The sequence below is a fragment of the Bacteroides sp. OM05-12 genome (genome assembly GCF_003438995.1).
GTDB lineage: Bacteria > Bacteroidota > Bacteroidia > Bacteroidales > Bacteroidaceae > Bacteroides.
In genome coordinates this window covers 19,653-30,731 of the sequence record NZ_QSUN01000033.1, presented here as the reverse complement: position 1 = coordinate 30,731, position 11,079 = coordinate 19,653, and the positions used below count along the sequence as shown (strand labels likewise).

Annotated in this window: 7 protein-coding genes; all 7 read right to left on the bottom strand. The window is 36.6% G+C overall.

Going from position 1 to position 11,079, the window contains the following annotated elements; genetic code table 11:
- Positions 1-1,156: 1,156 nt before the first annotated feature.
- On the bottom strand, positions 1,157-2,197 hold the full coding sequence (locus tag DXB63_RS16450; protein ID WP_122127473.1) for a YhcG family protein: 1,041 nt from the start codon (positions 2,195-2,197) through the stop codon (positions 1,157-1,159).
- Positions 2,198-2,257: 60 nt separating this feature from the next.
- Positions 2,258-3,235 carry an anti-phage protein KwaB gene (gene kwaB / locus DXB63_RS16445; RefSeq protein ID WP_122127472.1) on the bottom strand — a complete coding sequence of 326 codons (978 nt, stop codon included), beginning with the start codon at positions 3,233-3,235 and terminating at the stop codon, positions 2,258-2,260.
- Entirely contained in the window at positions 3,232-3,816 is a 585-nt protein-coding gene (gene kwaA / locus DXB63_RS16440) for an anti-phage protein KwaA (RefSeq protein ID WP_122127471.1), read from the bottom strand. Before kwaA ends, kwaB begins: the two co-directional genes overlap by 4 nt.
- Before the next feature lie 203 nt (positions 3,817-4,019).
- Entirely contained in the window at positions 4,020-7,124 is a 3,105-nt protein-coding gene (locus tag DXB63_RS16430; protein WP_122127470.1) for a type I restriction endonuclease subunit R, read from the bottom strand.
- A gap of 31 nt (positions 7,125-7,155) precedes the next feature.
- On the bottom strand, positions 7,156-8,298 hold the full coding sequence (locus tag DXB63_RS16425; protein ID WP_122127469.1) for an AAA family ATPase: 1,143 nt from the start codon (positions 8,296-8,298) through the stop codon (positions 7,156-7,158).
- 1 nt (position 8,299) lies between these two features.
- Positions 8,300-9,499: a restriction endonuclease subunit S gene (locus DXB63_RS18290; RefSeq protein WP_122127468.1), complete on the bottom strand. Its 1,200-nt coding sequence runs from the start codon at positions 9,497-9,499 to the stop codon at positions 8,300-8,302.
- The gene (locus DXB63_RS16415) at positions 9,496-11,043 is read right to left on the bottom strand and encodes a type I restriction-modification system subunit M (protein ID WP_122127467.1); all 1,548 of its coding nucleotides are present in this window, start codon (positions 11,041-11,043) and stop codon (positions 9,496-9,498) included. The genes DXB63_RS18290 and DXB63_RS16415 overlap by 4 nt, the downstream gene beginning before the upstream one ends.
- Between the last annotated feature and the right edge of the window lie 36 nt (positions 11,044-11,079).

The following is an 11,079-nucleotide window of genomic DNA, read 5'->3' as shown; positions in this document are numbered from 1 at the left end:
GGCGATTTCTTAAAAGATATGGAAGTTGGATAATTTTAAAACAACGGGAAATAACATCCAAAAAGTGATATCCGGCAATCAGGGAACAGACGGAAAAATAAAGGAATCAAACCGACAATACCCCGGAGTAGAATAATCCAGTCCCCAATAGTTTTATTGTCGTGAAAAGCTATACTTATTTATGGGTAATACAAAACCCACATATCTAAAATAGGTAGGTCTTGTCTGTTTACTATCTTCTTTCGTCCAGTAGTTTCCGCAGAGAGAGGCTTCTAAATTTATCTATATAGCCACCTATATTTTAGTCTGTTTAGTTTCTAAATATCTCAAATAGATAAAGAAACAGCAAAAATTTTCATTAATATTTCTATTCAGCTTTATCCGCTGTTTGTCTGCCTTTCTCACGATTTCAAAGATACAACACTTTTCCGAATTGTACAAGATATTTCTTTGCCCCCTCCTCCCTGAGCAACTTTCTCCCATAAGTTTCATCCTTCAGCCTGTCTATTCCGTATTGATATAGAATGAGTTATCCTGAATGATGGAATCATTCAGCAAGATTTCAGACATAGTTTGTCCGCTGAACCTTTTCCCGGAGAAAGATTCAGGACAACAAACTGATAATCAATCGTAAATTAGTAAGCTGAAGGATTGGAGGATATTTAAGGGTAATTCATTGTTTATACCGTTTTTCACCTGCAAACATCTCGATGTTTTTTAAAAACATCGGGTTGATTGAAAAAAACATCGGGACGTTTGATGACAAACATACGGTCGATTGAAAACAAAGGTGCGGTCCTTTACTTACAAACTCCTATCGTTTGCGAACAAAGGACCGTATGCTGAAAAACAAGCATCACCGATGCACCGCATTTGTCTGCCAATGATGTTATGACACAGCAAAGACAGAACAATCCATCAGAATTTCGGTATGATCCGTTACTATTTTATTTCGCTCAATTTTCAGTAACGATTTAGTAACATAATTATGTTTCAGATTTATCCTACTGTTTATAAGCAACTTCCACATAAAAAAGAGCGGAATGGGTAACGGATTTGCAACGAGCAAACTTCGGTGAAACTCTTCGTTTTTCAAGTAGTTCTTTAGCTCGAATACAAAGGTACGAAAGTTTTTGGAGTAGCAAAATAAATGTTGCTACTCCTCCTTTGAATCTGTATTTTCTTCAATCGAATTGATCTCTTTAATAAGCAATGCCTGAAGTTCATCTTTGGGTAACAGCAACTGATATTCAGCTACTCCAATAGGTTTGTTTATGTCTTGCAAAGCGATTTCTACATCTAAGTGATCCTTGTCGGCACAAAGGATAATACCAATTGACGGGTTCTCACTCTCACCTTTCTCTAAACGGTCAAGGAGTGAAAGGTATAGATTCATTTTACCCACATACTCTGCCTTAAAAGCACCAATCTTTAGCTCGATAGCAACGAGCGACCGCAAGCCTCTGTGAAAGAAAAGCATATCTACTGCATATTCCTTATTATTATATTCCAGACGATATTGGTTACCAATGAAGGAGAACCCCTTGCCTAACTCCAGTATAAACGACCTGATTTTAGCTACTAACCGCTTCTCCAATTCCAACTCCTTAACAGGTTCTGTTATTCCAAGAAATCCTAAATTGTATGAGCTTTTAAAGACTTCATTCGCATAGTCGGCTTGCGCCATCGATAAGACAGAATCAAAATTATTCGTTTTGATTTGTGTCTGACGAGCCGCATAGGTATTCATCTTGATGGCATTGAGTAACATATCTCTTGACCAACCTTTTTGTAAACACTCTTCGGCATAGAATAAGGCTTCATTAGCTGACAACGACTTATCCAACAGTAGTAAATTATGTCCCCAAGGTAAAACTGCTACAGCTTGTAGCAGTTTTGTATCTTCTTGATAATAACGCCCGTATAGTCGTTTCATATTCCAAAGGTTACGAGGTGACAATCCCATATCTGGAAACTGTTCTTTCAAATCCACTGACAATCGCTTAACCACGCCACTACCATATCCACTCTCTAAATTTCTATCAAAGAGCAACTTCCCGATATTCCAATATACAGAATTGACGGTAGTGTTTACTTGGCGGGCAACGGTAGTGCGAGCGGTCTGAATCTCAGAAACCGCTTGCTGCAATATTTGAGCGTACTCGCTATCGTTTATTATCACTATATCTTTTGCCATAACTCAATTATTCTATATTAAAGATTGCATCTTATCAGAAATATTATCATACTATTAATGCTAATCCAATTTATCTTTAGCAGGTGTGAGATAATCTGTATTGGATAATTGAGAATGGAGGAAGTCATCGTTTAGCAATCTGATAAACAAATTCTGAGATTTCTTCGTATCTAAAATAATATTACCATCTTCGGAGTATTTAAATGCTGTTGATAGCAAACGATGAGCTTGAGCAAAGGAAAGAACCTGAACTTTAGGTAAAGTAAAAACCGGAGATATTGTTGATATCTTAGTTAATTTCCTTGCAAATGAAAGTTCATTAATTCGTTCAGAAAGTATTTCTATATTCTCAACTAAACCTAAAGCATCAATTTGCTCTATTGACTTCGATGCTTCAGCAGAAATTATTTGATGAAAATCACTAAACTTTTCCAGAACAGATAAATTATAAATGAAAACAGAATCTTCTAACCTAAAAAAGTCTATTTTCGCATCAACCCTCAAAAAACTATCATTCATTGTTGTAAATTGGGAGTCATCGCCTTTGATAAGAAAAATCTTATTTTGTTTAAAAACATTCACAGGGTAGTTCTTTCGATACAGCAATATATTATTATCAGTATCTCCAAGTTTAATAATGTAGCCATCTATATCTTCCAACCTGTCATCATTAAACAGAAAAACATTACCATTCTCTATAGAAAAATATCCCGCTTCAATATGGTTTGCCACTTCATCAATAAAATAAAAAGTATCAGGTCTTTCGTCTAAATCATACTCGTATATAGCAGAGGATCTATCATCTGCAGAGGAAAGATTAAGTACTCTGAAGTCTTCATTACTACTTATTTGATCTATAATTTCATGAATATTATAAGTTAAAGACGTTATTAATGGGTCCATAGCATCTTGCCTTATATCTGCTTTCTTAATATTAAATGTATCTTCACCATTTTTTAGGATAAAAAAAACATTTACTCCAATCTGATCTATTCCAAGAATAGTCTCAAGCTTCAACTTTAATTCTTGCGCATTCATTTATTTCTTATTTTTGATTTTTGACAATAAAAAACCGTCTCTGATATCTTGATGTAATTCACCTTATCTCTACATTTTATCTTACCTCGTGCAATCAAGATTGAGCCATTAGATATTATATCCATGTGTCCTGTTTCTACTCGATAAATATAAAACCCTAAAAGAGCAAATGATGGATTTGAATAAAACAATTCTGTCTTTATAAATATTGCACCTAAAATAAGTAGAACTAAAAAAAACAGAATTGCACCTCGGAAAGTATTAAAGTCGAAAGCTATAACAGAAAGCAAAGTCATAAATAACGACACATACTCATAGTTTATATTTTCAATTTTAGTAATCATTATCGGCAAACCATCTGGAGCACCCTTCAACCGATAATTAAATTGATAATAAAACAGCAGACCCATCAAAATGAAAAGTATACATAAAAAGGCAACAACATTATTAATTGATAGCAACATTTTCCATCCAACAAAGGTCGCATTACTATCAAATGAAACTGGAATATTGAGTGTTGCCACAAGTACTAACACAAATAAGATCCACAGTGACATTATATATAATTTAATTTGCTTCATTGCTTTAATCCTATTTAAATTATTTTACTTTATCAACCCTCCACTTACTAAATCTTTGCTATCTTATGAAGCGTTTCCAAAGAGGACTGACTACGATTACAAGCATAGTTATTTACCATCTTAAAGTTTTTTCCAGGTTTTTCTGCAACCACGTTTGCTTTATACCTTTTTCTTGCAACACCTATCTAATCTTATTCAGATATTTAGAGCTTACCACCTATACCCTTGAACTTCTCAACAAAAGAAGCTAACTTCTGGAATACACTTTGCTTTTTAGTTAAATATTGAGGGTTTAATGGACTCATTTTAGGCAGTATGCTATTAAGTTCTGTTCCGTTCTCGCTTGCATACTCACGCTTTAAAGAGGTTGAAATGTATCGTTTTGCCTCTTGCTCATTTAGGTTTTCATCAGCAATTAACTGCGCTGCCTCTACTCTCAGTTTTTCTTGCGCATAACTGTAGAACGAATCCAGAATACTTGGTTTATCACAGATAGCGTCAATATCTGTTTCATTTATGTAATCAACCACTAAGCTCTCTTTTGCCCGGTTTCCGATACTGGCACGAATAACACGACGAATTTCCTCTATCAATGCAATTTTGTCGCTGGTCTTTTTGTTATGCTCAAAGATTAGTTCGAGAATGTAGTCGAGGTTTATCTCTTGAGATTTTAGCAGATCGACCTCAAAGACTACATCATCCCAATCGACCTTTGATTCTTCCCCTTCTTTACTGCTTCTCTCACGTCTGAACCAGTCACGAATATCGTTGTAGGTAGATCTGTAATCTTGAATTGTTCGATTAGGTAGTACTTCCAATTCTTGCATGGCAGCTATATCCTTATCCGCTATGAAATAAGCCTCTTTGAATGCTTCAATGGCTTGAGGGTCATTTATGTCAATTGATTGAAGAGCTTTAAGGTGTGTAAATTCATCGTAATTTTGCAGGATGTTTTCCACACGCAAATACTCACCAAACAGTTTTGAGAATTCCTTTTTATCTTTCTCTGTAACTATTGCTTCCGGATTCGGGAACTTTTCGTTCAGTTCCTTTACGACTTCGATATAACCTCTGCGTGCTTCACCTGTAACAATATCCGTAAAACCTTCCAGATACTCTTTGTAGCTTTTTTCGAGTACTACATTTCTTGTACTACTATCCCCGAATGTTCTAATAGCCTCAATGGTCGCAGCCTCCAAATCTCTAAAAGTAACGATATTACCAAAAGTTTTGGTAGCATTATAAATCCGGTTGGTACGAGAGAATGCCTGCATTAGTCCGTGGTAGCGCAGGCTTTTGTCTACAAATAGCGTATTAAGTGTCGGAGCATCGAATCCCGTAAGAAACATACCAACTACAATGATGAGGTCAACCTCTTTACTTTTTACACGTTTAGCAAGGTCTCGATAGTAGTTCTGAAACTCTTTACTATCAACGCTATAACTTGTTTTAAACATTGCATTGTAGTCAGCAATAGCCTTTGTTAGGAACTCTTTTGCACTCAGATCCATTGCCGATAGCTCAAAGGTCTCATCCGGTATTTCACCTACTGCATTTTGCTCTTCATTGGCTGCAAAAGAGAAAATTGTCGCAATCTTGAGTGAGTTTTCATTATCCTTTTGAAGACGGTTTAGCTCTTCGTAATAGCATTTTGCGGCATCGACACTACTTACAGCAAACATGGCGTTAAATCCTTTACCTCCTCCTTGGTTTCGGTGGGTTTTGATTCTGAAATTCTGTAAAATATATTGCGATATCTCTTTTATACGAGCAGGGTGAAGCATCGCTTTTTTATGTTCTGCCGAACTTAGCTTTTCTTCATCTTGTTCTGATTCTATTTCTTTGAATTTAGGTCTAACATCATTGTAATCAACCTTGAACTTCAATACCTTTTCATCTCTGATTGCGTCGGTGATGACATACGAGTGCAGTTCACGTCCAAACACACTTGCGGTGGTCTCATCTCCCAAAGCATTTTCGGGAAATATCGGTGTTCCAGTAAAACCGAATTGATAATATCGTTTAAACTTTTTTCTTAATAGCTTTTGAGCCTCCCCGAATTGAGAGCGATGGCATTCGTCAAAGATGAAAACAACCTGTTTTTGGTAGATTGATAGTTCACCTTCGCTTTTCATTAAGTTATTTAACTTCTGAATAGTTGTGACAATGATTTTATTATCATCCTTATCAAGATTCCTTTTTAGCCCTGCGGTGCTTTCCGAACCGTTTACGCTATCGGGAGAGAATCTTTGATACTCCTTCATTGTTTGAAAGTCCAAATCTTTGCGATCCACAACAAAGAAGACCTTATCAATAAATTCAAGCTCTGTTGCCAGTCTTGCCGCCTTAAAACTGGTGAGTGTTTTTCCTGAGCCTGTTGTGTGCCATATATATCCACCACCTTCGGGCTTAGACCATTGCTTTACCTGATAGGAGCTTTTTATTTTCCACAAGATACGCTCGGTTGCTGCGATTTGGTATGGACGCATTACTAGCAGCGTGTCGCTGGTGTCAAAAACCGAGTAGGTGAGCAACACATTAAGGAGCGTGTTCTTTTGGAAGAATGTGGCTGTAAAGTCTTTGAGATCTTTGATTAGTGTGTTGTCGGCTTTTGCCCAGTTCATCGTAAAGTCGAAACTGTTTTTGTTTCGCTCTACGGTGTTGGCAAAGTAGCGACTATCTGTTCCGTTCGAGATAACGAATATTTGCAGATATTTAAACAGCGAATTTTCTTTGTTAAAACTCTCTTTCGTGTAGCGATGCACTTGGTTAAAGGCTTCACGTATAGCTACGCCACGTTTTTTTAGCTCTATCTGCACCAACGGTAATCCGTTAACCAATATGCTAACATCATAACGATTAGCGTGCGTTCCTGTTTGCTCGAATTGCGATATTACCTGTAATTTGTTACGAGCAATATCCTTTTTATCCACTAAGTAGATGTTCTGGATATGCCCATCGTCAAATACAAAGTCATGGATGTAATTATCATGTATCTTTCTTGTCTTTTCAACGAGATTATCACTTGGCTTATCCAAATACTCCTCCACATAACGAGCCCATTCGCCATCACTAAACACCATATTATTAAGCTCCTGAAGCTGCGTTCTTGCGTTGGCAAGCATAGCTTCTGCACTTTTTATCGTGGGGTTTTCATAGCCTTGGTTGATTAAGTCTTGTATAAACTCTCGTTCGAGGGCAAACTCCGTTTGATAACCAACAAGAGGCTCACTCACCATTGAGTACTTGGCATAATCATCAAGAACTATGAAGTTTTTGGATTCTGCTATGGTATTATATTGTCTCATTATTTACTCGATTACTTTATTTGTCAATCTTTTATTTAAAACCGTAGACTCTTTTAATCTCTCGTACTAAGAAACTTAACATTCTTTTATCATCCTCTCTGACAATCGCAATCTCTTCTCCACTGTGCTTAGAGTGACTATAAAGATTTATAATTCTATTACAATACGCTTCACGTGATTCTTCAGGCAAAAGTTCTCGCCAACTTTCATAGCCGAGAAACGTAGATGTTTTTTCTAATATGTTACGGAGAAAGTTAAAATGATATTTTTGCATATCGTTTGACTCTATCGCTTTTTCAAGTTCAGATAAAAGTAATAGATGATATGAAAAAGGAGAATCTTTAGTTTCCTCCAATAGATATGTGCCGTCCTCTAGTTTGTCAAATCTGCTTTTTAATATACGTTTTACCCCTTTGAATTCATTAAATAGCACATTGTAGAATAATGGATTATGCGTTGTTATAATAAATTTCAGATCTGACTTACTTGATTTTATTAACTCCGCTATATTTACCGCCAATTCAATCAGGTGATTATCATCTAATGAACTTACAGGATCATCTATAAAGACATACTCCAAGTCATTAAATTGATTCGTTTCTCTTTCGGCTGGTTCTGCTATATTTAAAACTTCAACGACTTGTTCTAATAGACTGTAAAACACGCACCAAATCAAGCAGCTTTCTTCGCCTTTTGATATCTTTATATTTTCGACACCTCCTTCATTACCACTTTCAATGGAGAAAGTGATTTCAGAGTAAGCTTTTATAGTAACGTCTTTCCCTTCTTTATCCTTGATAGTGTATTCCTCATTAAAACGTGGCGTTAATTTATCACTAGTATAATGTTGGAGGTGAGTTGCAATGTTAAACTCTTGTCCTTGATCGCGAAGTACCCAGTCGGTAAAACCGTTTGGTTGTATTTTCAGTTTTCGGTTTGAGTCAGCATCCAAATCATTATCCCAATAGAATAAATCTTCAGTAAAGGCATTATAGTAAAGTATTTTAATGCCAGAATCTTCTGCGTCATCTTCCTCATCATCTTTAGGAGCAATTAACTCTTTAAACTCACGAGATAGTCGTGTTTTACCTGTGCCATTAAAGGCATAGATTAGCTGCACTTTTTTATTAGCTCCCCTAAGCGTTTCTGCTATTTCAGTTAATGTCTGTCCCATATTATGCCTCTATGTTATCGGTTGGAAATGTTAGTAACATATCGCGGTAGTATTCATACTGTTTTTGACGCAATGCTATCTCTTTCGGTAGACCTTTACTAATCGAAGTAGTGAGAGTGTCAAACTTATCGAGAATTGCAACTATGCGTTCTTGTTCATCTGGTGAAGGAATAGGAATTATCGCCTTGCTTAGACCATTTGCATTAATCGCTGAAATTTTACCTGATGAAATGTGCTTCTTTATTTGGTCATGAAAGCGTTTAGTTCGTGTAAAATACGCTACATATTTAGGGTTTAACTGACTTCTATATGAAAAACAAGCATCGTGTATAACAACACCTTTGTCACTTAACCAAGCTGTACCTTTTCCAATATCTTCAACTGTTTCGCCTGCTGCTACGATAACAACATCACCTTTTTCAGCGACTCTTAGTTTTTTATTGTCAACTAATTCTTCACTAAGGAATGACTTACTTTCATTTGCCCAAGTACCATAATGGGTATACATTTCGCCATAATGGATGCAAGGAACTCCATCTGAAGTTATATCAGTTCTAACAAATCGTTTACCTCGTTGAAATTCGCCAATTTCTCCTAATGACATCCACACGACCGTACCCTTGTCAAAATTAAAAAACTCTTCACGATAGTAGTTATACTGCTCTTTGCGAACTGTAAGCTCCGTTGTAAGTTCCGTTGTAAGTTCCGTTGTAAGTTCCGTAAAAATATCTAAAATACGAACAATTTCTTTTTGAATTGCAAGTGATTTTTCCGGATTTTCCGGACACGGAATAGGAATTTGTATTTTTGCTAAATCTTTCGGGTATACATGCGGTACACCAGAACCTTTTTGAAGATTATGAATCCTCGTTTGATTACTTAATAAAAAATGAAAAACATACCTTGTATTCAAAATAGTTAAGTCCGGTTTTACCGAAAATGCATCAGATACATATATAGGCTCATTCCAATACATAACAAAACCAGCATATGCACCACTACCTGCGATGGTGATAGTTTCTCCATCACGATTGAATTCAGAATTATAATATGCAGGTGTTTGACCTCCGCTAATTACGGGAATGTTACCTTCATTCTTAGTTTTTGCGGTAATAGTCTTTCCTCTGCTTAACTCCGCAAACTCCCCTAAAGGTTTCCACTCAACCTCAACACCATCTAACAATTTATCTAAATAGCTCATGCCTCAATCTCCTTTACAATAGCATCAATATCAATTCGGAGTGCATTTATCTTCTTCACGGTTTCTGAAATCTCTGCATTTAGTTTCTTAATATCTACTATTTCACGATTATCCTTAGCTTCCACATAAGAACTAACCGAAAGGTTATAATCGTTCTCGGCGATTCGTTTGTTGTCTATAGATTTAGCTATGTATTTAACATCTTCTTTACGGTCGAAGATGTCCATAATCTTTTCAATATGCTTGTCTTCAAGCATATTGTTGTTAGTAACTTTCTTAAAGAAGTCTTCTCCGCTTGCATCTATAAACTGCGTCTTCGTATCTCGCTTATTTTTGGAAAGAACTAAAATGTTTACAGCTATTGAAGTTCCATAGAACAAGTTCGGAGCTAAAGAAATTACGGTCTCTACAAAGTTATTATCTACCAAATATTTTCTAATCTTCTGTTCTGCTCCACCACGATAGAAGATGCCGGGGAAACAGACAATAGCCGCCCTACCTTTACTTGAAAGGTAGCTTAGTGCGTGCAGTACAAACGCAAAGTCTGCCTTTGACTTAGGGGCAAGCACTCCGGCAGGAGCAAAGCGGTCGTCGTTTATCAGGGTTGGATCATCCGAGCCAATCCAATTTACCGAGTAGGGAGGATTTGAGACAATGGCATCAAAAGGCTTATCATCTCCAAATTGTGGGTCTATCAACGTATTACCCAGCGCAATATTAAACTTGTCGTAGTTTATATTATGCAAAAACATATTCATGCGAGCAAGGTTATAGGTCGTGTGATTTATCTCTTGACCAAAGAAACCCTCTTCAATAATATGATTATCAAAATGTTTTTTAGCTTGTAAAAGTAGCGAGCCTGAACCACAAGCAGGGTCATAAATCTTATTCACGCTTGTCTGTTTGTGCATAGCAAGCTGTGCAATGAGCTTAGAGACGTGTTGAGGCGTAAAGAACTCACCTCCCGACTTGCCTGCATTAGCAGCGTAGTTAGAGATGAGAAATTCATAGGCATCACCAAACAGGTCTATCTGGTTATCTTCGAATTTTCCAAAGTTCAGTTCTTCTACGCCTTTCAATACGGCTGCTAAACGGCTGTTCTTATTTTCAACCGTATTACCAAGTCGTGTACTCGTAGTGTCGAAATCAGCAAACAGCCCTTTTATGTCTTCTTCGGATGGATAACCATTCGCAGAACTTTCAATAGCATCAAAAATGGCTTTAAGGTCTGTATTAAGATTGGGATTTGTATTGGCGTTTGCTGCAACGTTCACAAAAAGCTGACTCGGATAGATAAAATACCCTTTTGTTTTAATGGCATCATCTTTAATCTCTGGCGTTATTACACTATCCGCTAAGTTAGCATAGTCAACACTATCGTCACCACCTTCAATATAATTCGTGAAATTCTCACTAATAAAGCGATAGAAAAGAGTTCCCAACACGAACTGTTTAAAATCCCAGCCATCGACAGATCCACGTACTTCGTTGGCTATTTTCCATATCTTAGCCTGCAATTCGGCTCTTTGTATTATACTTGTCATTTTTACCGTTTAATAAATTACTTAATTTTATGTATC

Bases quoted from the DNA above. Each gene is read 5' to 3' on its own strand.
- DXB63_RS16430 (WP_122127470.1), bottom strand. From the start codon at position 7,124: ATGAGACAATATAATACCATAGCAGAATCCAAAAACTTCATAGTTCTT.
- DXB63_RS16450 (WP_122127473.1), bottom strand. From the start codon at position 2,197: ATGGCAAAAGATATAGTGATAATAAACGATAGCGAGTACGCTCAAATA.
- DXB63_RS18290 (WP_122127468.1), bottom strand. From the start codon at position 9,499: ATGAGCTATTTAGATAAATTGTTAGATGGTGTTGAGGTTGAGTGGAAA.
- kwaA (WP_122127471.1), bottom strand. From the start codon at position 3,816: ATGAAGCAAATTAAATTATATATAATGTCACTGTGGATCTTATTTGTG.
- DXB63_RS16425 (WP_122127469.1), bottom strand. From the start codon at position 8,298: ATGGGACAGACATTAACTGAAATAGCAGAAACGCTTAGGGGAGCTAAT.
- kwaB (WP_122127472.1), bottom strand. From the start codon at position 3,235: ATGAATGCGCAAGAATTAAAGTTGAAGCTTGAGACTATTCTTGGAATA.
- DXB63_RS16415 (WP_122127467.1), bottom strand. From the start codon at position 11,043: ATGACAAGTATAATACAAAGAGCCGAATTGCAGGCTAAGATATGGAAA.